This is a genomic window from Streptomyces phaeochromogenes (assembly GCF_001418655.1).
In the GTDB taxonomy this organism is placed as follows: domain Bacteria; phylum Actinomycetota; class Actinomycetes; order Streptomycetales; family Streptomycetaceae; genus Streptomyces; species Streptomyces phaeochromogenes.
Window position 1 is genome coordinate 19,939 of sequence record NZ_LIQZ01000054.1, and the last position, 26,105, is coordinate 46,043.

Consider the following 26,105-nt stretch of genomic DNA (forward strand, 5'->3'; position numbering starts at 1 on the left):
CCGGGGCCGAACTCCAGGAGCTGGCAGACGGTAAGCCGTGGCGGCTCCATTAACTCATTCCACACGGCAATCACCTGGCAGACCTGAGAAGGAGCCGACGCATGAACAAATTTGGCGACGGGATTCTGGAGAAGGCTGCGGCGGAATACGCCGAGCAAGGCTTCTCCATCATCCGCAACGTCGTGCCAGCAGATCTCTTGGACGAGGCGCGCGCCCACGTCGACTGGCTCACCCGCAAGTATCCGGATCTGCGTCCCGAGCACTTCCACCACCCTCTGATCCGCAATGACGCCTTCTGGGCACGTCTGGTCTCGGATTCCCGCCTGGTGGACATCGCGGAATTCTTCCTCGGCCCGGATGTTGCATGCTTCACCGCCCACTACATCTGCAAGCCCCCGTACGACGGACAGCCCGTTCTGTGGCACCAGGACGGCGCGTACTGGACGCTGAGTCCGATGGAGGCGCTGACGGTGTGGCTGGCCGTCGACGAGAGCACCACGGAGAACGGCTGTCTGCGGATGATCCCCGGTAGTCACGAACTGCCGCTGCACAAACCATCGGTCCGCACGGACGAGCCCAACATGCTGTTCTCCGCCTCCGACGAGACCCTGGTACGGGAGTGGGCGGAGAAGCGCGGAATCGTGGAGATCGAACTACAGCCGGGCGACGTCTCGATCCACCATCCACATCTGCTGCACTGCTCGGAGGCGAACACCTCCGCCAAGCGACGGTGTGGTCTCGACATCGGCTACATCTCCACCACCACGCGAATCCACAGTGAAGGGATCTACCTCGACCCGCTGCTCGTACGCGGAACCGACACCAACAGCCTCAACAGCTACCGCCCGTTCCCCACTTACCAGGACGGCGAGACGGTTCCCTTCGCCGGGCAGGACAAGTGGAGCGAAAAAGTGGCCAAGCTCAACGAGGCGCTGCCGTCGAGTTCACGTGAGCTTCCCGACGAGAGCCCGATCGAGACGACTCGGCACATGATCAACCGTCTGCGCGAGGGCACCGCAAAGCGCTGATCGCACCCTCACCGGCCGACAGCGCGCCGTTCATGTGCGGCGCACTGTCGGCCGGCCGTCGGCGTGCCGGCGCGGTGGTCGGCCGGAGGACGAACGCCGGTCCCGCCGCACTCCATCCTCGACCGCCTGCCGGCGAACCTTGGCGCAGAGACGGGCGCCCCCGAACACGATGCGTTCGGGGGCGCCCGTCTGTGTCGCCGATCAGGTCCTCACAAGCGCACTGGAAATGCAGAGAACAGCCGGGCGCCGCCTGGGATGAGCTCACGATACTTCAACTCACTGCTGCTCACAGCGAGTTCCAGGCTGTCACGCTGGAGGAACAGGTGATCGATGGCTATCGCGCCTTCGAGTTCGGCGAGTGCCGCACCGATGCAGCGGTGCGGGCCCGAACCGAAAGCGAGGTGGCCTTCCCCACGCTTCAGCACACGCTCCACATTGCACCGTTCGGGCTCGGAGAACACACGGGGGTCGTAGTTGACGGACTGAAGAGAGCCCGTCACCGCATCACCCTTGCAGATCGAGACTCCGGCGAGCTCCATGTCCTCGGCTGCGTACCGCGGTCCGGCGCTCGGGATGGGATTCGCGATCCGCATCAACTCGTTGATGGCGTGCGGCAATGCCTCCGGCTTGGCACGCAGCAGGGCCAGCTGATCCGGATTGTCCAGGAGTGTGAGAACCGCGTTCGGGATGAAGTGGGCGGTGGAGTGGTACCCGCCGTTCACCAGTACGCCCACCATCGAGACGATCTCGTCTTCGCTGAGCCGGTCACCGTCCTCGTCCTTCGTCTCGATCAGGGCGGAGATCATGTCGTCGGCGGGCTCGGCCCGGCGTCGCTGGATCAGCTTCTTGGTGTACTCGAACAGGCCCAGGGCGCTCGTAGTGAAGTCGCGGTCGACGTTGGCGTACTCGTCCATCCACTTCCGTATCTGCGGCTGATCGGCCTCGTCGATGCCGACGAGGTCGCAGATGACGGCACCCGTCAGCGGGGTGGCGTAGTCCAGGAGGAGGTCGCAGGATCCCTTCTGGGCCAAGGAGTCGATGAGCCGGGCAGAAACCTCCTCGATACGCGGCCGCAGTGCCTTGATGCGCCGAACGCTGAACGCAGGCGCCACAAGGCGGCGCAACCGAGTGTGATTCTTGCCGTCCTGGAGCATCAGGTTGGACGTGAAGTAGCGCAGGAGCTCGGCCGGCACATCGAGAGACGTGAGCGCCTGGTCCGCGATGCTGGGCCCTCGATGGCCCGGCACATTGCTGATATTCGTCACGAGCCGCGGATCACTCCACGCTGCCTTGAACTCTTCGCTTCGCGTGATCAGCCAGACCGGCGGCCCACCGGGAAACCCGATGCGGACGAGCGGAGACTTCTCCCGCAGGCGCGCGAAGGCGCCGATCGGGTCATCCTCGAATTCGGGGTTCAACAGGCTCACAATCGGCTCAGCCATATTCATCGTCTCCTTGACGTCTTCGCCTCACGGTTGAGGGTGCAGCTCTCCAAGAGAGTCTTCTGAATCCGCGCGTTTCCGGCACAGGGCGCTAGCGACCGCGGGCAGATTCCGCCTCGATCAGGTCCAGCACCTCCCGGGCGTGATCGACCAGATACATGTGATCGCCCGGGAGCTCCGCATAGCTGAATCGACCCGTGGTCGCTCTCCGCCACTCCTGCGCCTGTTCCGCTCCGACCAGGCCGTCGGAGCTGCCCCGAATCGAGCAGATCGGCACCGACACCGGTTCGTCGGTGCTCGGAACGTAGTTCTCGTGCATTTCGCAGTCCGCCTGCAACACGGGAAGAATCAGTTCACGCATCTCCGGATGATCGAGTGCCGCGTGCCTGAACCCCGCGAACTCTTCGACCCGGGCGAGGAACTCCTCGTCCGGAAGCCCCGTCGCCCGCCTCTCCCGCTGTGTCCACGGTCCCGGCGAACCACTCACGACCAGCAGTTCGACGCGTACATCCCGCGTGCTCAGCAGATGTACCAACTCGTACGCGAGCACGGCGCCCAGGCTGTGCCCGAACAGGACGGTCCGTGCCCCTTCACCGAGATCCGCGACGCTGTCGTCGACCGAGTTCTTGGCCGCTTCGACGACATTCCGGTACGGCGTCTCCAGGATCCGCCGCTCTCTGCCGGGCAACTCGAACGGGACCATGCGCCACCGGCCGGCGGACAACTCCCGCCACGGGTGGAAGAACGAAGCCCCCGCTCCCGCGAACGGCACGCAGAGCAGCGTGGCCCGGTCCCGGTCATCCGTGGACATGCCGGGTTCTGCCACCCCGACCAACCCCAATCATCCGTTCGGTGGTTCGTTGATCCGATTCCGGAAGGTCCTCGGCCGTAACCAGGCTGAATGACGGCAGCGACGGTCGCGTCCCTGAGTCCGAGGGCCGAAGCCTCCCCGTCACTGAGCCAACTTGCGGGCGATGACCTTCATGATCTGGCCCGCGGGTTTGGGCATGTGCAAGTCGTGGTGCGTGGCGTCCACGTCGTACTCCTCGATCGAGCCGAGGACGTGGGGACGCCAATGGGGTGCCCACGACCCTTCCTCGTCCTTGTCCAGCTTCGCGTTGAAGAAGAGCATGTCGCCGCGGTAGACCGGCGAATCGAACTCCTCCATCTTGGAAAGGTTGTTCGCCCCCACCTTCGACATGGTGTCCAGGAACTGGTCCATGTTGTCGGTGTTCATGAACTGCCCGAAGACCTCCTCGACTTCCTTCCGGTAGACCGCCGGCACCGTGCCGGACAGGTTCCTGAACCCGCTCGCCGACTTGGAGTCCAGGATCGCCAAGAGGCCGACCCGATGCCCTCGCCGGTCCAGCGCCTCCGCGACAGCGTGCGCGAGCGGGCCGCCGTAGGACCAGCCGACCAGGTTGTAGGGCCCTTCCGGCTGGGTCTCGAGTATCTGGGTGAGGTAGTCGTCGATCATCTCCTCCACCGACCCCGCCATCGAGTCCGTGCCGCCGGAGCCGCGGGACTGCAGGGCGTAGGCGGGCCGGTCCGGCACGTACGGCGCGAAGGTGAAGAAGGCCCAGCCCAACCCACCGCCTCCGTGGAAGAACCACACCGGCGGCTTCCCCGTGCCGGGATCGCGGTTCAACGGCAGCACGACCGCGAACGAGTCGGCGTGCTCGTCGGGGATGCCGCCGATGAGCACCAGCGAGGCCAACTCGGCCACCGTGGGGTACCGGACGATCGTCCTGACGGGCATGTCGACATCGAACTGCTTGCGGATACGGGCGCTGAGCCGGGTAGCCAGGAGCGAGTGTCCGCCGAGCACGAAGAAGTCGTCGTCGATGCCGACCTCCTCCACGCCGAGCAACTCACTGAAGAGGGAACACAGCTTTTCTTCATGGGAGTTGCGCGGCGCTCCGCTGCTCGTGGTGGTGATGGACTCCAAGGGCAGCGCTCGCCGGTCGAGCTTGCCGGCCGGAGTCAACGGAAGCTCCGGCAGCGGCACCACGGCGGCCGGGACCATGTAGTCCGGCAGACGCCCACGCAGGTACTCAGGCAGCTCAACCGTCAGAGGGCCGATCACCTTGGCGAGGGCGGGGGCGTTCGCCCGGATCCGCCCGACCGCGCCGCTGGGAACGAACCCGCCGGATACGACCGTCCGCTGCCCTGGCAGCAGCACCGCATCGTAGCCGTGGACGGCCTCGCCCGACCAGGTGAGGACCGCGCCCAGACCCTCCTGCCGCGCCCACGCGGCGAGGTCCTCCGGATCGAGCGACCCGCCGGAGGGAGCTGTCACACTCACCACACCGGCCGACGTCGCCGCAGCGGCCTCCTCCACCAGCCGCGCGTTGAGTATCCCGGTCACCCGCACCGGGCCGCCCGCCCGTTCGACACAGCCTGCCAGGTCGGACAAGTCCGATTCCCGGCCCCAGGGCACCTCCGGCACACCGGCCAGGTCGAGCACGTCGGCCGGCTCCTTGTGCAGCACGACCTCATAGCGATGCCGGGTCAGCTCGTTGTGCACCCGCCCCACCTTCAGCCGGATGTCGACCGCAAGGGAACGGTCCGCTGCCCACTCGGCGAACCACTCCGGAGCCACCACCAACTGCCGCTCGCCCAGCACTGCCTGGTCCACCATCGCCCGCACCTCCTCGTGCGAGGCGTGCGGCCGCGCCGCGCGCTGGACCGCGGTCAGCAGCAGCCGAAGGGTCGTGGCACTACGCACGTCACCGACGATCAGCCGGCCACCCGGCGCGACGAGTTCCATGGCCTCGCTCAGCACCCGGTCCAAGTACTCGACGCTCGGGAAGTACTGCGCCACCGAGTTGATGACGACGGTGTCGAACCCGGCACGAGGCAGCCCGGAGACGTCGTCGGCCGCCTGAGCACTCAGTCGGACGCGGTCGCCGTGGCCGGCCTGCTCGGCCTGCGCCCGGACCCGGTCCACGACCGTGGCGGAGATGTCCGTGCCCCAGTACTCCTCGACCTCACCGACGATCTTGGCGAGGAGCAGACCGGAACCCACACCGATCTCCAGCACCCGCCGCGGCCCGAACCGCAGCACCTGCGCCACCGCCGCGTCCCGCCACTCCCGCATCTGCCCCAGCGGAATCGGCTCACCGTCATACGCCGACTTCCACAGGTGGAAGTCCTCGCCCCATGCCTCATCCGCGGATTCGGCATAGGTGTCGTCGTGGACCTGGCGCCACTCGTCCACCTGCGCGTCGGCATCGGCCACCGCGGCATCCGGATCAGGCACGACGTAGGCCACAAGGCGCTGGTCGCCGTTCTGGTTCTCACGCACCACGACCGCCGCCTGTGCCACACCAGGATGTGCGGCCAGCACGTGCTCGATCTCGCCCAGCTCGATGCGGAGCCCGCGGACCTTGACCTGGAAGTCGGTTCGGCCGATGTACTCGACCTGACCGTCCTTGTTCCACCGCACCACGTCCCCGGTGCGGTACATCCGTGCGCCGGGCTTACCGTAGGGGGAGGCCACGAACCGCTCCGCGGTCAGCGCCGTCTGTCCGAGGTAGCCCCGCGCCAGACAGGCACCGGCCAGGTAGAGCTCACCGGTGACCCCGGGCGGGACCGGGCGCAGCGCCTCGTCCAGCACGTACACCTGGTTGTTCCAGATCGGCGCACCGATCGGCACCCGGTCCGCACCCGGCACGTGCTGCCACCCGGTGACCTCGACGGTCGCCTCGGTGGGGCCGTAGAGGTTGTGCGCGCTGCATCCCGGCAGCAGGTCGACGAACCGGTTGGCCAGCGGGGCCAGGAACGGCTCGGCCGCGACCTCGATCCAGCGCAGACTGGTGCACTGCGCGGCCGACGGCTCGGCGACGAACGCCTCCAGCAGGGAGGGCACGAAGTCCGCGCCGGTCACCCGCTCCCGCTGGATCAGCTCCGCCAGGTACGCCGGGTCCTTACGCCCGTCCGGACGCGCGATCACCACAGCAGCCCCCATCTGCAGGGGGGCGAACAGCTCCGGCACCGACGCGTCGAAACTCGCCGACGTGCTCAGCAGCATCCGGTCCTCGACCGTGACGTCGAAGTGCTCCAGACCCCACTTGATCCGGTTCATGATCGACCGGTGCGACACCTGCACACCCTTCGGACCACCGGTGGAGCCAGAGGTGTACATGAGATACGCGGCGTTGTCCGGCACCAGCACCCGTTCCGGGTTCGACTCCGGATACCCCGACACGTCCGGAAGCGCCTCGTCGAGCACCAGCACCGGTTTCGCACTCTCCAGGAACTGCCGCACCCGGTCCTTCGGCAGGTCGGTGTCCACCGGAAGATAGGCCGCACCCGCCTTGACCACCGCGTAGATCGCCAGCATCAGATCCACCGAACGTGGGATCTTCACCGCGACGATCCGCTCAGCACCCGCACCGTGTTCGACCAGCCAGTGCGCGAGCTGATTGGCACGCCGGTTGAACTCCCGATAACTCAGCGTCTCCTGCTCACCGATCACCGCGACGCGGTCCGGGTCACGCTCCACCTGGGCCTCGAACGCAGCCGGCAGGGTCTCCGCGGCCACCGGGCGCGCAGTGTCATTGACCCCCCGCACCAGCCACTCCCGCTCCTCCGCCGACAGCGCCTCGATCGCGCCGACCGACGACCGCGGGTTCGCGACCAACTGCTCCAGCACCCGCGCGAACCGGGCGGCGATGGTCTCGACCGTGTCCCGGTCGAAGAGCTGGGTCGCGTACATGAGGTCGCCCTGCAGCGCCCCCGACTCGTCCATGGCCATGCTGAAGAACAGGTCGAACATGGCAGCCGACACGAGGTGCTGCTCGAACTCCACCTTGAGTCCGGGGAGTTCGAAGTCCTGCTTCGCGAAGTTCTGCCAGGCGAACGTCACCTGGAACAGCGGCTGGTAGGCCGCGGAGCGTTCGGGGTTGATCAACTCGACCAGCATCTCGAACGGAACGTCCTGGTGCTCGTAGGCCGCCAGCGCCTTGTCGCGCACCTGCGCGAGCAGGTCGGTGAACGACGGGTCGTCGGAGAGGTCCACCCGCAGCACCTGGGTGTTGACGAAGACCCCGACCAGATCGGCCAGCGCTTCGTCGGTGCGCCCGGCGATCGGATTGCCGATCGTCACATCGTCCTCTGCGCCGAGCTTGCGCAGCAGCACGGCCAGCGCGGTCTGCAGGACCATCGACATGGTCATTCCGCGCTCTTCGGCCAACTGCTGCAGCCCGGCCGCCACTTCCTGTTCCACGACGAAGCCGACCGTGTCGCCGTGCAGGCTTCTCTCCGCGGGCCGCGGGCGGTCCAGCGGCAGGCTCAGCGGCTGCGGCACCCCGGCCAGCTCCGCGCGCCAGTACTCGGTCTGCGTCGCGGCCAGACTGCCCGGGTCCTCCGGGTCGCCGAGCAGCTCCCGCTGCCAGAGCGCGTAGTCCTTGTACTGCACGGACAACGGCTCCCACTCCGGCGCCCGACCGTCCAGGCGCGCGGTGTAGGCGGCGGTGAGGTCTCGTGCCAGCGGCCCGCCCGAGACACCGTCCGAGGCGATGTGGTGGATGACCAGGACCAGGAGGTGCTCCTGGGAGGAGCAGCGAAACAGGCTCGCCCGCAACGGGATTTCGGCCGCCAGGTCGAAATGGTGCGCGATGGCCTCGTCGACCGCGCCGGACAGGTCTTCGGGCGCCACGTCGACGACAGGCACCTGCACCAACGCCTCCGCCGCCGGCAAGATCACCTGGTGCGGCTCATCGTCGTCGTCCGTCACGTATGTGGTGCGCAGGATCTCGTGCCGGCCGACGACGTCACGGATCGCCGCCGCGAGGGCGGCCTGGTCCAGTGGCCCGGTCAGCCGGAAGGTCGGGGAGATGTTGTAGGTCTCGGCCCCTCTTTCCAGTTTGTTCGTAAGCCACATACGGCGTTGTGCGTACGACAGCGGAATCACTGGATTCGCTCCTCTACGATCATCTTGCGCAAACTGGGGCGGAGGGGCACAGCCGATTCCTCCGACCACGCGGCCAGCGCGGACACAGTCGGCAGGTCGAAGATCTTGCGGATGGGTATCTCTATCGCCATCTCGGCGCGGGCGCGGGTGATCAGCCGGGTGGCGAGCAGGGAGTGTCCTCCGAGCGCGAAGAACCCGTCGTCGACGCCGACCCGGTCCACGCCGAGCACCTCGGCGAACAACTTGGCCAGGGCCTCCTCGCGGGCGGTCCCGGGCGCCCGGAAGGGCGTGGTGGGGGTGAGGTCGGGGGGCGGCAGGGCCTTGTGGTCGAGCTTGCCGTTGGGAGACAAGGGCAGCCGGTCGAGCTGCACGTAGGCGGCGGGGACCATGTAGTCGGGCAGCCGCTCGGCCAAGTGGTCGCCCAGATCGGCCGGGTTCGGAGCGGTCTCTCCATGGGCGGGGACGAGATAGGCGGCCAGGTAACGGGTATCGCCGGCCTGCCGGGTAACGACGACGGCCTGCGCGATGTGGGGATGGGTCGTCAGGGCGGCTTCGACCTCGCCGGGTTCGACGCGGTAGCCACGAATCTTGACCTGGGTGTCGATACGCCCCAGGTGGTGCAGCTCGCCGTCGGGGGTGAGGCTGGCGAGGTCGCCGGTGCGGTACATGCGTGAGCCGGGAGGCCCGTAGGGGTCGGCGACGAAGCGCTCGGCGGTCAGGGCGGGCTGGCCCTGGTAGCCGCGTCCGGCCCCGGCCAGATAGAGCTCGCCCGGTGTTCCCGGCGGCAGCGGCGTCAGGCCGGGGCCGAGGATGTAGGCGCGTACGCCGGGAAAGGGACGGCCGATGGGCACATCGGAGGCGTACGGCCGGTCGGGATGCAGGAGGTGGGCGGTGGCGTAGAAGGTCTCGCTGGGGCCGTAGCTGTTGATGACGCGGGCGTCCGGCCAGAGCGTGCGCACCCGGTCCGCCAGAGCCGGGGTCAGTACTTCCCCCGAGATGTTCAGTGCCGTGGGCCTGATGCGGTCGCGCAGCTGGTCGACGAGTTCGGCGAAGGCCGACGGCACCGAGCAGATGACGTCGACGTCCCAGGTGTCGCGTTCGGCCAGTTCCAGCACGTCGCGCACGATCTCGACGCTGCCGCCCGTGGTGAGCGCGGAGAACAGCTCGAAGGTGGCGACGTCGAAGCCGAACGAGGCGGCAAGCAGCACCCGTCGGCCGGACCCCATGCCGGCGTGCGCGACCAGGGCGTCCACGGCGTTGACGACGGTGGCATGGGTAACGCTCACGCCCTTGGGCACGCCGGTGGAACCGGACGTGTAGACGACGTAGGCGAGGTTGTCGGGACGGGCCGTCGGCCGTGCCCCGGTTTCCGCGGTTTCCGTGGCGCCCTGAGTCACGGCCTGGATATCGAGGTCGTCGAGGACAAGAACGGGGATGTCCGTGTCAGGGACAAGTCTGCGGGTGTCGGCGTCGGCCAGGACCAGGTGAGGCCGGGCGACGGGGAGGATGTGCGGGAGGCGGGCGGTGGCGTAGGCGGGGTCGACAGGCAGGTAGGCCCCGCCCGCCTTGAGTACGCCCAGGAGGGCCACGGCCGTGGTCGCGTTGCGTGGCAGGACCACGCTCACCACGGTCTCGGGGCCCACCCCGCGCCCGGCCAGCTCGGCTGCGAGCCGCTCGGCGCGGGCGTCCAACTCGGCGTACGTGAACGACTCGCCGTCGGCGACCACGGCGACCGCGTCCGGGGTCCGGGCCACCTGTGCCGCGACGCGGCCGGTGATCGTGGCGTCCGGGGTCGGGACGGCCGGGTTGTCGAACGCGGCCAGCATCAGGTCGCGTTCGGCCGGCTCCAGGGTGTCGACCTGTGCGACCTTGAGCCCGGGGTCGGCCGCCAACTGCCGCAGCACGCGCACGAGGCGGGCCGCATACGTCTCCACCGTGGCATGGTCAAAGACACCGGGCGCGTACTGGATGACGAGCTGGAGGTGCGGTTCGGCCGCCGCCGTCAGGCACAGTGGGTAGTGGTTGCCCGCGGACGGGCGGAAGCCGGTGAAGTCGATCCCGTCCGCGGCGGCGGTCGCGGCGTTGAGACCCTCCCGGTCGATGGGGTACGACTCGAAGACGACCAGCGTGTCGAAGAGGGATTGCAGGCCGACGGCCCTCTGAATCTCCGCGAGCCCGTGGAAGTGGTGCGCCACGAGCGTGGCCTGCCGGCTCTGAAGCCGGGTGAGGACCTCGGCGAGGGTGTCGCCGGGCGCGTACGTGACGCGTACGGGAACGGTGTTGATGAACATCCCGACCATCGACTCCACGTCCGGCACCGCGGGCGGGCGCCCGGAGACGGTGGCGCCGAACACCACGTCCTGGCGGCCGGTGAGTTGGCCGAGCAGCAGCGCCCAGGCGCCCTGGACCAGGGTGTTGACGGTGATGCCCAGGTCTGCGGCCCGCAGGGTCAGTTCGCGCGCCTCGTCGAGCGGGAGCGTGATCTCGACCTGGCCGCGGCCGTCGTCGTCCGCGGCCGTGGAGTCGGGAGCGAGCAGGGTCGGGGCCTCGATCCCTTCGAGTTCGGCCGCCCACACCCGTGCCGCCTCGTCCTGGTCCTGCCGGGCGAGCCAGGAAAGAAACTCGCCGTAGTCGCGGATCGCAGGCAGATCGGCCGGGTCGCCGTTCGAGGCGTAGAGCAGCAGCAGGTCCCGCAGCAGCGCGGGCGTGGACCAGCCGTCGAAAAGCGTGTGGTGGGCGGTCAATACGAGTTCGGGCCGGTCGGGTTCGAGGACAACCAGCGCCAGCCGGAAGAGCGGCGGGGTGTCCACCTCGAAGTGGGTGGTCCGGTCCTGCTCAAGGAATCGTTCGAAGGACTCGGTGCGCTCAGTCTCGTCGGCCGCGGTCAGGTCGAGGTGCTGCCACGGCAGGGTCGCCGCCTCCGGTATCACCTGCACCACATCGCCGTCCGACCGGTTGACGAACGCCGCACGGAGGGTGTCGTAACGCCCCAGCAGCGCCTGCCCGGCCCGGCGCATCCGCTCCGGGTCGACCTCCCTGGAGAGCTGGAACACCAACTGAACGTGGTAGGGGTCGTACGACGCGCCGGCCAGCATCCCGTGGAAGATGATCCCGGACTGTGCGGGGGTCGTCGGCCACACCCTGGCGAGCTTGCCGAAACGGACCTCCCAGGTGTCGATCTCCTCCTGGCCCACCTTGACCAGGGGTGCGTCGCTCGGGGTGAGCCCGCCGGCATCGGGTGTGGTGGCGTGCCGGGCCAGAGCGGTCAGCGCCTCGATCCACAGCTCGGCCAGTTCGGTGACTTCCTCGCGGGTGAGCACACCGGTTGGGAAGCCGAAGTGGGCGGTCAGTTCCTCGCCGTCGGGGGTGGCGGTGGCGACCGCGTTGATCTCCAGCGCCGACGGCGTCGGCATGTCCGCGTCCGGCGCGGGGATCAGGTCGGCGTGCGTGGTGTCCGGGGTCCAGCCCAGGCCGCGCAGTTCCTCGGGGATGTCCGCGCCGGAGGACTTGCCCAGGTAGTTGAACCCGATCTGTGGCTCCCGCCCACCGGCCAATGTGCTGGCGGTCTCGGGGTTGAGGTGGCGCAGCAGGCCATAGCCGATGCCGTTGTCCGGGACCGCCCGCAGTTGCTCCTTGACAGCCTTGATCGCCCGCCCGGCGGCCGGACCACCCGCGAACGCCTCCGCCACGTCGATCCCGGCCAGATCCAGGCGCACCGGGTACATCGCGGTGAACCAGCCGATCGTGCTCGACAGGTCCGCACCGGGCACCAGGTGCTCTTCCCGGCCGTGCCCTTCCAGCCGGACCAGCGTCGAATACCCGGACGCCCCCCGCGTCTCACGCCAACGTGCGAGTGCCAGCGCGAGGCCGGTCAGCAGGCCGCCGTCGGCACCGCCCCGGAATACAGCGGGCAACGTGTTCAGCAGGGTCTCCGTGACATCCACCGGCACCCGGACGCGGACAGTGTCCACGGTGGCCGCGACATCCAGCACCGGGTCCAGCTCGCGTGCGCCCAGCACGGGCTCCTCGCCGGCCAGGATCTGCTGCCACACCGGCAGTTCCGCCACCCGACCGGGAGCGCTCGCCTCGTCGGCCAGGGCGTGTACCCACCGCCGCAACGAGGTACCGACCGCTGCCGGTTGCCGGGTGCCGCCGTCACGGACCCGCTGCCAGGCCGCGGCCAGATCCGGTACGACAATTCGCCACGACACCCCGTCGACGACCAGGTGGTGCAGCACGACCAGCAACCGGCCCGCCACCGCATCGGTGTCGGTGTCGGTGTCGGTCGTTGATCTGAACCACACGAACTGCGCCATCACCCCCGCGTCCGGGTCCAGCCGGCCCACGGCCGCATCCAGCTCGGCCTGCACATCGGCGTCACCGTAGGGGACTTCCCGCACCAGTACGTCGGCGTTGACGCTGCCGACCGGCTCCATCCGCAGCCCCGGCTCGGTCCGAACGAGGCGGGACCGCAGCACGTCGTGCCGGTCCATGACAGCCTGCACCGTCGCGACCAGCCCCGCACGATCGATGTCCCCCGGCAACGTGAGCATCGCGGACATGCAGAACCGGCCGATGCCACCACCAAGCGCGAGGACATGCGCAGCCGTCGGCGGCAGCGGAGCCCAGCCCACCCCGCCACCCGGCAGCTCGGCCAGCACCACGCGTTCCTCGTCGGCCCGTTCCTCCACCAGCTCCGCGAGCCGGGCGACCGTACGCTGCTCGAAGACCTCCCGCGTGCTGACCACGACACCGCGCGCCTTGGCTCGCGCGACCACCTGAATGGACCGGATACTGTCGCCGCCACTGGCGAAGAAGTCATCGTCGACACCCACCCGTTGGGCATCGAGAACATCGGCATACACCTCGGCCAGCACCCGCTCCGCCTCACTGCGCGGCGCCCGGTACTCACCGCCCGTGAACTCCGGCTCAGGCAACGCCGCCCGGTCCAACTTCCCCGTCACCGTCCGCGGCAGCCGGTCAAGGACCACGAACAAGGCGGGCACCATGTAGTCCGGCAGCCGCTCGGCCACGAACCGCCGCAGATCCGCCACCGAGACACTGGCCTGCCGGTCGACGTCTCCGGCTCCGGCTCCGGCTCCGGCCACCGGTGCCACATAGCCGACGAGTCGCGCGTTGCCGGTGTGGTTCTCCCATGCCGTGACCACTGCCTGCCCGACCGCGGGATGCTGGGCGAGGACCATCTCGATCTCGGTCGGCTCGACACGGATACCGTTCACCTTGACCTGGGTGTCGGCTCTTCCCTCATACTTCAGCTGACCGTTCCTGTCCCACTGGGCCAGGTCACCGGTGCGGTACATCCGCGCGCCGGCAGGCCCGAACGGACACGCCACAAACCGCTCCGCAGTCGACCCACCGCTTCCGTAATAGCCTCGGGCGAGCCCACCGGCCACATACAGTTCCCCGATCACGCCGGGCGGGACCGGTGTCAGTTCTGGTCCCAGGATGTAGGTGCGCATATTGGCGAGCGGTCGCCCGATCGGTATGACTCCGGTTTCGGTCGACTGCTGCGGGACCGGAAAGCTGGAGACGTAGAAGCTTTCGGTCTGTCCGTAGGCATGGACGACACGGACATCCGGGAAGGCCTGGTGAACCTTGTGGACCACGTCGGCCGTGAGTGGGTCGCCGCCGAGGATCGCGGTCCGCAGATCCAGCTTGAGAGCGCCTGGCTCCTCGGCGAGGATGGGGCCGAGCAGCGCGGTGAACACCGACGGCACGGCACAGATGGTGGTACCCGACCAGCTGTCGCGTTCAGCGAGTTCGAGTACGTCACGGACGATCTCGACACTCGCCCCGGCCGCGAGCGCGGTGAATATCTCGAACACGGACACGTCGAAGTTCACCGAGGTCGCGGCGAGCATGCGGGATCCCGGCTCGACCTGTGCCATCTGCCGCGAGTACCACACACCGTTGACCACGGTGGCGTGGGTCATGGCGACCCCCTTCGGCTTGCCCGTGGAGCCGGAGGTGTACATGACGTACGCGAGATTGTCCGGCCGGATACGGGTGTCCGAGGCTTCGACCGCGGGGCCGTCGAGGTCGCCGAGGTCATCGAGACTCAGGTCGTCGAGGTGGAGTACCGGCGGTTGGCACTCCGGCAGTGCCGCCGCCGTATCACGATGGGTCAGCACCAGCGCCGGATCGGCCGTGTTGAGCAGGAGGTCCACACGCGCGGCCGGATGATCGGGATCGATCGGCAGGTAAGCACCGCCCGCCTTGAGCACGCCCAACTGCGCGACCACCAGGTCCGCCGACCGCGGCAACGCCACGGCCACCAGCACGTCCGGCCCGACGCCCCGTTCGCGCAACACCGCGGCCAGCCGGTCGGCGCGAGCGTCCAACTCCCGATACGACAACTCGGTTCGCCCGGCCACCACCGCTGTCGCGTCCGGCGTCCGCATCGCGTGAGCCGTGACGAGTTCGGGGAGCGTCGACCCCCGCACCGGTGCCGCGGTCTCGTTCAACCATTCCAACCGGTCCCGCTCGGCGTCGGTGAGCACGTCCACCGCGCCGAGCCGCCCCTCGGAATGGGCGACCATCTGCCGCAGCACGCGCACATAGCGGTCGGCGATACTCTCGGCCGTGGAGTGGTCGAACAACTCGGTCGCGTACTCCAGTTGCCCGTAGGCACGCCCGGACGCGTCCGGGATGATGTTGAAGAACAGGTCGAAGCGCGCGGTATCGGTGCCCGCCGGGACGGGGGTGACCCGCAGACCCGGTATCTCGATCCCCTGCCACACGAACTGCCAGGCCAGCATCACCTGGAACAGCGGTGAGTACGCGCTGGAGCGGTCCGGGTTGAGCATCCCCACCAGGCGCTCGAACGGAACGTCCTGGTTGTCGTACGCGGCCAGAGCCTTGTCCCGCACCTGATCCAGCAGGTCGCCGAACGTCGGGTTCTTCGACAGGTCGACGCGCAGCACCCAGGTGTTGGCGAAGAACCCGATCAGGTCGTCGAGCTGCTCATCGGCGCGCCCCTCGATCGGGCTGCCGATCGTCAGGTCGTAGCCGGCGCCGAGATGGTGCAACAGCACCGCGAGCGCTGCCTGAGCGACCATCGGGGCCGTGGCACCGCGGTCCGCGGCGAGCTTGCCGAGCCCGGCGAGCAGTTCGGGTTCCAGCTCGAAGGAGACATAGCCGCCGCGGTGGCCGGCCGCCGTCGGCCGCGGCCGGTCCAGCGGCAACTGCACCGGCTGCGGTACTCCGGCCAATTCGTCCCGCCAGTAGTCCAGTTGCGCGGCAGCGATGCTGTCCGGATCCGCTTCGTCGCCCAGCAGCTGCCGCTGCCACAGGGTGTAGTCCTTGTACTGCACCGGAAGCGGCGTCCAGTCCGGCGCGCTCCCCTGCCGACGAGCCGAGTACGCCGACACCAGGTCGCGGAGGAACGGCGCCATCGACGCCCCGTCCGCGGCGATGTGATGGAACACGAACACCACCAGGTGCTCCTGCGGAGCGACCCGGAAAACGGTTGCCCGAAAGGGAAGCTCCGTGTCGAGTTCGAACCCCTCGCACCCGACCTCGTGCATCGCGGCGTCCACCGCGTCGGCGGCCACGTCGACCACCGGGATCCGGAAGGCCGCCTCCTCCGGTGGCAGGACCCGCTGCTCCGGCGTACCGTCCGCGTTCTCCACGATCAAGGTGCGCAGACTCTCGTGCCGGGCCGTGACATCCCCCACCGCCTCGACCAGGGCCGCGGCGTCCAGTGGCCCCTCCAGGCGCAGCACGAACGGGATGTTGTAAGTGGGAGACGGGCCTTCCAGGCGGTAGAGGAACCACAGCCGGCGCTGAGCAAAGGACAACGGAACCATCGACGCTACTCCTCCACGTTCATCTGTCGCAGCTGAGGGCGTTTCGACGCGGTCAGCTTCTCGATCCGCCCCGCCAACTCGGCGACGGTCCGATTGCGGAACACCGTCGTCACCTTCACGTCGACGTTGAGTTCGCCGCGTATGCGGCCGATCAGCCGGGTGGCCAGCAGCGAATGCCCACCGTGGTCGAAGAAGTCGACATCGATGCCGACCTCCTCCACATCGAGGAGGTCCGCGAAGAGCCGGCAGAGGACTTCCTCGGTGCGGTTGCGCGGCGCTCGTCCGGTCGCGGCCTGGGCCTGGTCGGGTGCGGGGAGCGCATGACTGTCGACTTTGCCGCTCGACGTCAGCGGAAGCCGGTCGAGTATCACCAGGTGAGTGGGGATCATGTAGTCGGGCAGCTGCCGCTCCAGGTGCGCGCGCACCGCGTGGATGAGCCTGGCCGGGCTGTGCCACCCCGCGAGCACTGGCGTGGCCGGGGTCGGCGCCGGGGCTTCGTGGCCGGCGCGGGTGGCGTACAGCTGGCACATTCCGGTGCCCTCGAGCCCCTGGGGGGTTTCCACCACGACGTGAAAACCCTTGGCCGCCAGCATCTTCGTCACGACCGCGACCCGATCGTCGATGTCGTGCACCTCGGCCACGACCTGGCGGATGATCGGCCAGTGCTCCGGCTCGATCCCCCGCAAGGCGGCCAGCTCACTCTTCTCCGCGTCGACCTTCAGCAGATCCACCACGGTGAGCCCGTTGTCCCGGATCACCTGCGACACAGTGCGCAGTTCCACGTCGACCACGGTGCTCGACAGCTGCTGGGCCAGCAGTTCGGTCAGCTGGTCGTCCTCGGCGGCCTTTGGGCCACGCGCGTTGGCGATCACCCGGCGCAGCGTTTCCCGGTCCGTCGCCTCGTCCGCGAAACGCCCCGACATCAACGACATCTCGGGGTAGTACGTGAACTCCGCGCGCCCCGCGGCATCCGAGATCCCGTAGTCGGACACCACCACATCGAGGCCGTGCAGATATGCGTTGATCCGGTAGAACTCGGCGGACTCCGGCATCGGTTCGCACGCGTACACCCGCACACCGCGTGCCACCGACCCGGCCCACAGCCCGAACATCCCCACGTGGCCGCCCACATCGACGACACACGCGCCGTCGCCGACGGTCACACCACCGCGCGCGTACTCACCGCGCTGGAAGATCTCGTCGTACAGGAACGACATGTTCAGCTTGTTGCGCCCCGCCACCGCCATTCCGTTCGGCAGCTCATGAAATTCCACCCCGGCCAATCGACCGGTGCTCTGCATTTCGTGGAACCGCGCCACCGCCGGCGCCACCTCGGAATCCACGACGAGATATCCAGCCAGTTGCCGACCGCCGTTGACATCCTCACGGGCGATCACCGCGGCCTGGCGCACGGCCGGATGCCGGGACAGCACGGTTTCGATCTCGCCCAGCTCGATACGGAAACCTCGGATCTTCACCTGGAAATCGGTGCGACCGATGTATTCGACCTGGCCGTCCTGGTTCCACCGCACGGCGTCGCCGGTGCGGTACATCCGGGTTCCCGGCTCGCCGAAGGGACAGGCAACGAACCGGTTCGCGGTCAGGGCGGACTGCCCGAGATAGCCCCTGGCCAGCCCCATGCCGGCGAGGTACAGCTCACCGGTGACCCCGGGCGGGACGGGGCGCAGCGCCGAGTCCAGTACGTACACCTGGGTGTTCCAGATCGGTGCGCCGATCGGCACCCGGTCGGCGCCGGGCACGTGCTGCCATCCGGTGACCTCCACGGAGGCCTCGGTGGGGCCATAGAGGTTGTGCGCGCCGCAGCCGGGCAACAGCTCGACGAACCTGTTGGCCAGCTCCGCCGGGAACGCCTCGCCCGCGACCTCGATCCAGCGCAGGCTGGTGCACTTCCTCGCCGTGGGCTCGGCGACGAACGCCTCCAGCAGGGAGGGCACGAAGTCCGCGCCGGTCACCCCTTCCCGCTGGATCAACTCCGCCAGATACGCCGGGTCCTTACGCCCGTCCGGGCGTGCGACGACGACCGCGGCCCCGACCTGCAAAGGCGCGAACAGCTCGGGCACCGACACGTCGAAGCTCGCCGTCGTACTCAGCAGCACCCGGTCCTCGGCACCGACATCGAAGTGCGCCAGACCCCACTTCAGCCGGTTCATGATCGACCGGTGTGCCACCTGGACACCCTTGGGACCACCGGTGGAACCAGAGGTGTGGATGACGTACGCGGCGTTGTCCGGCGACAGTGCGCGCTCCGGGTTCACCTCCGGATACCCGGACACGTCGGGAAGCGCACCGTCGAGCACCAGCAACGGCTTCGCGCTCTCCATCAGCTGCCGTACCCGGTCCTCGGGCAGCTCGGTGTCCACCGGCAGATAGGCCGCACCGGTCTTCACCACCGCGTAGACCGCAACCATCAGTTCCACAGATCGTGGGATCCGCACCGCGACCAGCCGCTCGGGGCCGGCACCCTGCTCGACCAACCAGTGCGCCAACTGATTCGCCCGCCGGTTGAACTCCCCGTAGGTCAGCGTCTCCTGCTCACCGATCAACGCCACTCGGTCGGAGCCACGCTCCACCTGAGCCTCGAACGCACCCGGCAGAGTGTCCTCCGCCACCGGATGCGCGGTGTCGTTGACCTCCCTCACCAACCGGTCCCGCTCCTGCGCCGACAGCACGTCCACGGCGCCGACGGGCGCCGACGGGTCATCGAGCACCTGGTCCAGCACCCGGACCAGCCGGGCGGCGATCACCTCGGCCGCGTCGCGGTCGTAGAGGTTGTTCTGGTAGTCGAGGGAGAGCCTCAGGTAGGGGTCGGAGGCGTTGAGCGTGAGCGGGTAGTGCGAACCCGCGAACGGCCGGATGCCGTCGATCGTGAACCCCGCCGAGGTGTTCGCGTCGACGATGCCCTCGCGGTCGATCGGGTAGGACTGGAACACGACGATCGTGTCGAACAGGGCAGGCAGCCCGACGCCCCGCTGGATGTCGGCCAGCCCGTAGTGGTTGTGGTCGAGCAACGCTGTCTGCCGCTGCTGCAGCTCGGTGATGACGTCGGCCACGTTGTGGTCGGGTCGGCAGAACACCCTGATCGGCAGGGTGTTGATGAACAGACCGACCATCTCGTCCGAACCGAGCAGGTCCGCCGGGCGACCGTTGGCGGCGGCCCCGAACACCACGTCCTGCTGCCCGGTCAGCTTCGACAGCAGGATCGCCCACGCGCCTTGGAGGAGCGTGTTGAGCGTGACCCCCAGTTCGGCAGCACGCCGGGCGAGTTCACGTCCCTTGTCGATCGACAGCGGTACCTCGACCCGCCCGAGGGCGGACGCCGCCGCGTCGACGGAAGTTTTCGGGGCCACGAGGGTCGGCTGCTCGAATCCGGCGAGCTCGGCGGCCCACCGGTTGGCCGACGCCTCCCGGTCCTGCGCGGACAGCCAGGCCAGATAGTCACCGTAGTTCCGGACCGGGGGAAGCTCGCGGGTCCCGGAGTACAGCCGGATCAGATCCGTGATCACCGACGGCGAGGACCAGCCGTCGAACAGGGCGTGATGCGCGGTGATGACGAGTTTCGCCCGCTGCGGCCCGACGGTGATCAGAGCCAGGCGGATCAGCGGCGGCCGGGTGGGATCGAGTTGGTCGGCCCGGTCCTCTGCAAGGAAGGTGTCGAGTGCCGCGTCCTGCTCGGCTTCGCTGCGATCCGTCAGAGTGATGTGCCGCCAGGGCATGGCCACGTGTTCGGGCACGATCTGCACCGGATCGCCGCCGACTCCGGCGACGAACGCGGAGCGCAGGTTCGGATACCGGTCGAGCAGCGCCTGCCCGGCGGCCCGCATGCGCGCCGGGTCCACGTGCCCGGACAGGTGCAGCACGAACTGCATGTGGTAGACGTCGAAGGAGCCCTCGGCGAGCGCTGCCTGGAACAGGATTCCGGACTGCCCCGGAGCCTGCGGCCACACCTCGGTCAGTCGGCCGTAGCGTGCCTCCCAGACCTCGATCTCCTCCTGCCGGACCGAGACCAGAGGGGCGTCCGAGGGTGTCAGACCGCCGGTCTCCGGCTGTGCCGCGTGCGCGGCCATGCCGTGCAGTACCTCGACCCACAGCTCGGCCAGTTCGGAGGTCCGCTCACGGGACAGCACTCCGCTGGGGAACATGAAGGCAGCCTGCAATCGGGGGCCCTCGGCGGTGTCCGTGGCGACCGCGTTGACCTCCAGTGCGGACAGCGCGGGCAGGTCCGGGTCTGGCGCCGGGATCAGCTCGGCGGACCAGGACGCCGGTCCCCATCCGTCCGCGCGCAGGTGCTCGGGCACGTCGGCGTCGGAGATCCTGCCGAGGTAGTTGAACCCGAGCTGTGGGACCGGCAGGTCGGCGAGCTGCTCCGCGGTCTCCGGGTTCAGGTGCCGCAGCAGTCCGTACCCGATGCCCTTGTCCGGTATCCCGCGCAGCTGCTCCTTGACCAGCTTGATCGCCCTCCCGGCCGCTGGGCCGCCTGCCAGCACGTCGGCCAGGTCCACTCCGCGCACGTCGACCCGGGCCGGGTACATGCTGGTGAACCATCCGACGGTCCGGGAGAGGTCGGCTCCGGGGACGACCTCCTCCTCGCGGCCGTGCCCCTCCAACCGGACCAGAGTGGAGCGGTCCGCACCGCGCCACCGGTTCATCGCCAGGGCGAGCGCGGCGAGCAGCACGTCGGTCCCGGTGCCCTTGAACGCCGCGGGAAGCTTGGTCAGCACCGCCTCGGTGACCTCGGCGGACAGCTGCACCCGCACGGTGTCGACCGTGGACATCACATCCACCGCCGGGTCGAGCGCCCGTGTGCCCAGCGGGGGGTTCGGTGCCTGGAGCATGTCTTGCCAGAACGCCAACTCCGCCTCCCGCTGCGGGGAGAGCGCCTCGGTCTCCAGCGCCGATGCCCAGCGGCGGGCCGACGTGCCGACCACGGGCAGATCGGGGGTACGGCCGGACCGGACCTGCTGCCATGACTCGGCGAAGTCCGACATGAGGATGCGCCAGGTGACACCGTCCGCCACCAAGTGGTGCAGCACCACCAGCAGCCTGCCCGCACCCGACTGCGTGGCGAACCACACGAAGTCCGCCATGGTCCCGGCTTCCGGGTCGAGTCGCCCGACCGCGTCGTCCAGCTCCGCCTTCGCCGTCTCCAGCAAGGACGGCTCGTCCCACCGGCCGTCGCAGGGAACCCGGCGGATCAGGTCCGACGCCCGCACGGTGCCCGCCGGACGCACGACGAGGGAGAGCTCGTCGCCACGCACCAGCCGCGCGCGCAGAAGGTCGTGCCGGTCGAGCACGGCGTCCAGCGTCCCGGCCAATCCCCTCGCGTCGATCCCCGCGGGCAGCTCCAGCGCCAACGCCATCGCGAACCGGTCCAGCCCGCCGCCGTGCTCGAACACCTGCCGCGCCACCGGCTGCAACGGCATCGGGCCGACGCCACCGCCCTCGCCCTCCGCGAGCACGGGCACCTGGTCCCGGCGGGCGGAGGCCACCTCGGCCAGCCGGGCCGCTGTGCGGCACTCGAAGATCTCCCGCGTGGTGAGATCCAGGCCGCGTGCCCGGGCACGTGCCACCACCTGGATCGACCGCAGGCTGTCTCCGCCCACCACGAAGAAGTCGTCGTCGACGCCGATCCGATCCACACCGAGCACGTCCGCGTACGACGCGGCGATGATCTCTTCGGCCTCGGTGCGCGGCTCCTGGTAGGCCTCGCCCCCGAACTCCGGTTCAGGCAGCGCCGAGCGGTCCAGCTTCCCGGTCGGTCCGAGGGGCAGCCGGCCGAGAACGACGAACGCGGACGGCACCATGTAGTCGGGCAGCCGTGCCGCGACGAACCTGCGCAGCTCGGCTGCCGAAGCACCCGACTGCACATCCACGTCCCCGATACCACCGGCACCGTCGTCACCGACGGCTCCCTCGCCGGTGTGCACCACGTACGCAACGAGCCGCCGCCCGCCCGAGGGCGTCTCCCGGCTGACCACCACCGTCTCGCTGATCCCGGGGTGCAGCGCGCACGCCGCTTCAACCTCGGCCGTCTCGATGCGGAAGCCGCGCACCTTCACCTGGCCGTCGCTCCTGCCGACGCACTCCAGTTGACCGCGCGCGTTCCAGCGGGCCAGGTCGCCCGTGCGGTACATCCGCTCACCCGCGGGGCCGAAGGGGTTCGCCACATAGCGCTCGGCGGTCAGGCCGAAGCGGCCGTGGTAGCCACGGCCGAGGCAGGTCCCCGCCACGTACAGCTCACCGACCACGCCCTGCGGCACCGGAGCGAGTCCCGGACCCAGCACGTAGGCGCGCATGTTCCCCAGTGGGGTGCCGATCGGCGCGATCTCGCTCTCCACCCATTCCTCGGACGCCGCGAGGGAGAACGAGGTGGCGTAGAAACTCTCGCTCTGGCCATAGCCGTTGACGACTTGCACGCCGGGCAGGGCCTCGCGCACCTGCCGCACCAGTCGGGCCGGGAGCACGTCGCCCGCGAAGACGACCGTGCGTACATTGGGCGCCTTGTCCAGGTGGCCGACCAGTTCCCCGAGCACCGAGGGAACGGCGCTGATCACGTGGCCGTCCCAGGTGTCCCGTTCCGCGAGCGCCAGCGCGTTCGGCACCACCTCGACCGTGCCGCCGGTGGACAGGGTGGTCAGCAGCTCGAAGACCGAGACGTCGAAGTTCACCGAGGTGCCGGCCAGCATCCGCCAGCCGGGCGGCGCGTCCAGGACGCGCACCAGCTCCCGCACCCCGTTGACGACGTTGCGGTGGGTGATCACCGCGCCTTTCGGCTTGCCCGTGGAGCCGGAGGTGTACATGACGTACGCCAGGTTGTCCGGATCCAACGGCGAGAGCCGGCCCGTGTCGTCCAGCGCCCCCTTGGGCGAGTCCCATGCCGCGATGTGGTCGAGGTTGACGAGCGAGATGTCGTTCCGCGGCAGGTCCTGCCACGTCTCGGTGTCGGTGACCGCGAAACGCGGAGCCGCTTCGGACAGCACGCTGTCCGCTCGCCCGCTGAGGTACTGCGGGTCCATCGGCAGGTATCCGGCACCGGACTTGAGGATCCCGAGCAGGCCGACCACCAGGTGCTCCGTGCGCGGCAGGGCCAGCACCACAAGGTCGTCCGGCCCGGCACCATTCCGGACCAGCTCCCACCCGACGCCGTTCGCCCGGTCGTCGAGCTCCCGGTAGGTCAGCGTCCGGTCGTCGCACACGATCGCCGGGGCGTCCGGAGTCCTGGCCACCTGGGCTTCGAACAGCTCCGGAATCGTCCGCTCGGCCACCGCTGTGGCGGTGTCGTTGAACCGGTTGAGCAGGCGGTCCCGCTCAGCCGCGTCGAGCACGTCGAGGGCGGCGATCCTGCTCCCCGAGTCGGCCACGAGCCGGCTCAGCACCCGCACGAATCGGTTCGCGAGTCCCTCTACCGTTTCCCTGTCGAACAGGTCGGTGGCGTACTCCAGGTAACCCCCCGCCCCGCCCGAGCCGTTCGGAAGCATGTTGAAGAACAGGTCGAACTTGGCCGTACCGGTCTCGAGTTCCTCGGCCTCGACCTCGAGGCCCGGGAGTTCCAGATCCCCGAGCGGCTCCTGCCAGGCGAGCATCACCTGGAAGAGCGGGTGATAGGCGGTGGACCGGTCCGGGTTCAGCAGCTCGACCAACCGCTCGAAGGGCACGTCCTGGTTGTCGTACGCGGCGAGGGACCGGTCACGCACCCGCTGGAGCAGTTGGAGGAAGGTCGGGTTCCCGGAGAGGTCGACGCGCAGTACCCAGGTGTTGGCGAAGAACCCGACGAGGTCGCGCAGGTCCTCGTCGGTGCGACCCGCGATCGGCGCGCCGAGGGGCACGTCGTCACCGCATCCGAGGTGGTGCAGGAGCACCGCGAGCGCCGAGTGCATGACCATCGACACCGTGATGTCCTGTTCCTGGGCCAGCTTCTCCACCGCCCCGAGCAGGTCGGAGTCGATCGACAACTCGACCAGATCGCCGCGGTGGCTCATCGCCCTCGGACGCGGACGGTCCGTCGGCATGGCCAGGGGCTGCGTGAGATCGGCCAAGGTCTCGCGCCAGTACGCCAGTTGTCCGGCTGCCAGGCTGTCCGGATCGGACTCGTCACCGAGCACGTCCCGCTGCCACAGCGTGTAGTCCGCGTACTGCACCGGGAGCGGCTCCCATTCCGGAGCCCTGCCCTGCATGCGGGCGGAAAAGGCCGCGGTCAGATCGCGGAGCAGCAGCCCGAGGGATTCCCCGTCCAAGGCGATGTGGTGCACCACCAGTACCAGGGTGTGCTCACGCGGTCCGCACCGCATGAGACTGGCGCGGATCGGCACGTCGGCGGCCAGGTCGAAGGGGGCGGTGGCCACCTCGTCGACCGCCGCCACCCGCTCCTCCTCGCGAAGCTCGACGACCTGCAGATCGAACGGCTCCTGACCGGATGGCAGCACCTGCTGGTGCGGGACGCCGTCCTCGTCCTCGACGATCACCGTTCGGAGAATCTCGTGACGGTCGATGACATCGCGGAGCGCCGACTCCAGAGCGCTCACGCTCAGCTCACCGGTCATCCGCAGGGCGAAAGCAGCGTTGTAGGTCGGTGACGGGCCTTCGAACCGGTCCACGAACCACAGTCGGCGCTGCGCGAACGACAACGGGATCATTCTCTGTCTCCAAATCGGCAGAACCACCAGGGAGCCAACCGCCACTCAGCTCTGATCGAGTACCGCCAAGAGCTGGTCGTTGTAGAAGTCGTCGAAGGAGCACGCACCCGACAGCGTCGAGAAATAGCGGTCGATCAACTCCTGGTGACCGACCAGGCTCCGCAACATCTCCGCCCGTCCCTCGGGCTTGAGTTCGGCCACATTGAGCGCGCCCTGGTAGAAGTTGAGGAAGACGTCGGTCAGGTCGTTCTCGTAGCGCTTCAGCGCCGCCTTGAGCGCGGCCTCGTCGTGCAGTCCGTCCCCGATGTGCTCGGTGAGCGACTGGGCCTGCATGAAGGCATCGGTGATACCGCGAGCGGTAATGGAGTCCTTGTGGTGCACCGCGTCACCGAGCAACACCCACCCGGGCCCGTAGGCTTTGCGGAAGTAGTTCTCCTGGTGCCCCGTGCCGTACAGCTGCTCCACGCGCCGGCCCGCCGACATCCGCTCGTACAACTCGGGTGTCGTCGTGCGGACGGCTTCGAGGAAGGCGGGTTCCACCGCGGTGCGGACATCGGAGAACTCGCTCTGCGGGAAGTACGCCATGATCAGCTTGAGGTCGTCGTTGGTGGGGATGACACCGACCCAGCGCCCCGGCCGCTCGTACAACTCGAAGTGCGCCGGAACCCCGGCCCAGTAGGTGTAGTAGGTGCAGGTCATCCGCGGGTGCTCGACGACGTTCGGCGCACCGACCTTGCGGGCCACCAGCGATCGCATGCCGTCCGCGCCGACGACCAGCCGCGCCCGTTCCGTCGCCTCGGTTCCGCCTGGCGTCGTGTACCGCACCCCGACGACCCGGCCGTCCTCGAACAGCAGGTCGTTGACCGCGCAGGATTCCCGGAACTCGACACCGGACGCCACGGCACCGCTCGCGAGGATCGGGTCGAGCACGAACCGCCTCGGCGCGTACGTGGTCCGGTGGCCGTCGGCCGGCAGAGAGAAGCCGTCCAGCCGGACACCGGGCGCCTCATAGCTCTGATGGTTGATCGGCAGGCAGCCCGCGGCGCGGAGCTCGTCGAGCAACCCCCATCGGTCGAGCAGCGCCACACCCGGCTGGTGGATGTAGTGCGAGGACAGCGTGTCCTGCGGGAACCGCGCCTTCTCCAGGAGCAGGACGCGATACCCCTGCTGAGCGAACAACATGGCCGCCGGCGAACCCGCGCAACGGGCACCAATGACAACTACGTCGTACATGGCCC

The 26,105-nt window shown here is 68.8% G+C and carries 7 protein-coding genes; 1 reads left to right on the top strand and 6 read right to left on the bottom strand.

The features are described 5' to 3' along the window. Positions 1-101 precede the first annotated feature (101 nt). Positions 102-1,028 carry a phytanoyl-CoA dioxygenase family protein gene (locus AOK17_RS07580; protein WP_055611554.1) on the top strand — a complete coding sequence of 309 codons (927 nt, stop codon included), beginning with the start codon at positions 102-104 and terminating at the stop codon, positions 1,026-1,028. A 209-nt stretch (positions 1,029-1,237) separates the two neighbouring features. On the opposite strand, the gene AOK17_RS07585 is transcribed toward AOK17_RS07580, so the two are convergent. The 6 genes from AOK17_RS07585 to AOK17_RS07610 form a co-directional block, all read right to left on the bottom strand. Next, complete coding sequence (locus AOK17_RS07585; protein WP_055611555.1) at positions 1,238-2,470, bottom strand: cytochrome P450 family protein; 1,233 nt, start codon at positions 2,468-2,470, stop codon at positions 1,238-1,240. Positions 2,471-2,561: 91 nt separating this feature from the next. After that, complete coding sequence (locus AOK17_RS07590) at positions 2,562-3,281, bottom strand: thioesterase II family protein (RefSeq protein ID WP_055611556.1); 720 nt, start codon at positions 3,279-3,281, stop codon at positions 2,562-2,564. A 141-nt stretch (positions 3,282-3,422) separates the two neighbouring features. Continuing rightward, positions 3,423-8,387, bottom strand: coding sequence for a non-ribosomal peptide synthetase (locus AOK17_RS07595; protein WP_055611557.1), 4,965 nt, complete (start codon positions 8,385-8,387; stop codon positions 3,423-3,425). Then, positions 8,384-16,216 (bottom strand): non-ribosomal peptide synthetase, encoded by a 7,833-nt coding sequence (locus AOK17_RS07600; protein ID WP_055611558.1) that lies wholly within the window; start codon positions 16,214-16,216, stop codon positions 8,384-8,386. Before AOK17_RS07600 ends, AOK17_RS07595 begins: the two co-directional genes overlap by 4 nt. A 5-nt stretch (positions 16,217-16,221) precedes the next feature. Then, on the bottom strand, positions 16,222-24,867 hold the full coding sequence (locus tag AOK17_RS07605) for a non-ribosomal peptide synthetase (RefSeq protein ID WP_055611559.1): 8,646 nt from the start codon (positions 24,865-24,867) through the stop codon (positions 16,222-16,224). Positions 24,868-24,912: 45 nt separating this feature from the next. Further along, a complete protein-coding gene (locus AOK17_RS07610; protein ID WP_055611560.1) occupies positions 24,913-26,100 on the bottom strand; it encodes an NAD(P)/FAD-dependent oxidoreductase in 1,188 nt (395 codons plus the stop codon). Between the last annotated feature and the right edge of the window lie 5 nt (positions 26,101-26,105).

Coding starts and splice junctions, on each gene's coding strand:
- AOK17_RS07580 (WP_055611554.1), top strand. CDS start 102: ATGAACAAATTTGGCGACGGGATTCTGGAGAAGGCTGCGGCGGAATAC.
- AOK17_RS07605 (WP_055611559.1), bottom strand. CDS start 24,867: ATGATCCCGTTGTCGTTCGCGCAGCGCCGACTGTGGTTCGTGGACCGG.
- AOK17_RS07585 (WP_055611555.1), bottom strand. CDS start 2,470: ATGGCTGAGCCGATTGTGAGCCTGTTGAACCCCGAATTCGAGGATGAC.
- AOK17_RS07590 (WP_055611556.1), bottom strand. CDS start 3,281: ATGTCCACGGATGACCGGGACCGGGCCACGCTGCTCTGCGTGCCGTTC.
- AOK17_RS07600 (WP_055611558.1), bottom strand. CDS start 16,216: ATGGTTCCGTTGTCCTTTGCTCAGCGCCGGCTGTGGTTCCTCTACCGC.
- AOK17_RS07610 (WP_055611560.1), bottom strand. CDS start 26,100: ATGTACGACGTAGTTGTCATTGGTGCCCGTTGCGCGGGTTCGCCGGCG.